This window comes from Cupriavidus sp. KB_39 (genome assembly GCF_052114485.1).
GTDB lineage: Bacteria > Pseudomonadota > Gammaproteobacteria > Burkholderiales > Burkholderiaceae > Cupriavidus.
In genome coordinates this window covers 1-1,255 of record NZ_JBFREV010000129.1, presented here as the reverse complement: position 1 = coordinate 1,255, position 1,255 = coordinate 1, and the positions used below count along the sequence as shown (strand labels likewise).

General features: G+C 67.5%; 1 protein-coding gene. It reads left to right on the top strand.

All coding sequences use genetic code 11. The annotated features are described in order from the left end of the window. A partial coding sequence (locus AB4Z27_RS29040) for a hypothetical protein (RefSeq protein ID WP_441645986.1) occupies nt 1–1,174 on the top strand: 1,174 nt, incomplete at its 5' end. Nucleotides 1,175–1,255 lie beyond the last annotated feature (81 nt).

The following is a 1,255-nucleotide window of genomic DNA, read 5'->3' as shown; positions in this document are numbered from 1 at the left end:
CCTGGTCCTGACCGGCGTGGTCGACCTGACGGGCATCGACCCGTTCAAGGCACCGCTGGTGGCCGCCAATGGCGGCAACGCCGGCAATGCGCTGGACAAGCTGCTGGACCAACTGATGGCACGCCTGGCCACGRCGAAGACCACGCTGGCCGACCTGTCGTCGGCAGTGGGCAGCAACGCCGGCGCGACCGCCATCGGCACGGTTCTCCAGCCGGCCTCGGCCACCTGCGCGGGCCTGCGCACGGGCAACTACTTCATGGTGACGGGCGGCATCATCGGGCCGATGAAGTTCAACGCCGACACGACGTCGTTCGTTCCCGTGACCAGCTTCGCCGACGGTATCGAAATTGCTCCCCCCACGCCGTTGACCCCGGTTGTCGGCGACGCCTGCCACTTCACGTTCGGCACCGCCCCGATGGCGTTGGACATCATGGTGGCGAAGTCGGGCATCGGCATGATGGTGGTGCCGAGCCTGGGTGTCGGTGCCCCCACGGTCTTCCCGCCGCTGATCGTCCCGGCGCAGACCCTGCCGCTGGCGGAACTGGCTGGCGACTGGAACGGCCTGGGCTTCGAGCGTGACGACCCCAGCGTGCCGTACGCGCCCGCGCGTGTGAAGTTCACCCTGAATGCCGCCGGCAAGATGACCGCCGGCGCGGATTGCACGGGTACCAGCACCTGCACGCCATGGCTCGACGCTGATCTGGGCACGGTCACGGTCAACCCCACTGGCGGCTTCGACCTGACGGACACCTCGGGCGTTGCGCAAGCCGTGGCGTTCAAGGGCACGGACGGCCAGCTCACGGTCGTGATCACACAGCCGAACGGCATCATGATCGCCACCAAGGCGATTGCCCGCGCGATGCCGGTGGTCGGCACGAAGAATTCGTACTGGGACCTCACGGCCTTCGCCGACAGCACGCTCTTGATGGAAACGGCGTCGACGACGATCACTGCGGCAGATCCGGTGACCGGCGTCTACTCGCGCCTGCGCGGCGACGGCCGTCCGGACAGCTGGACGCAGAACAGCCCGGTGCCGGGTCTGCGTTATCGCGCGGCCGCCAACGGCCTGCGCGAGGGGATTGCCATGACGTTGAACAACACCGGCTTGGGCGTGATGATCAGCCTCAGCGCGCCGGTGCCGTTCTTCGACATCTCGGTGAACCGTCCGCAGTAAGCACTACACCGCTGTACGCATGACAGAAGCCCGCCTTCCGGCGGGCTTCTTCGTTTCTGCGCCCGGATCAGCCGGCTCAGG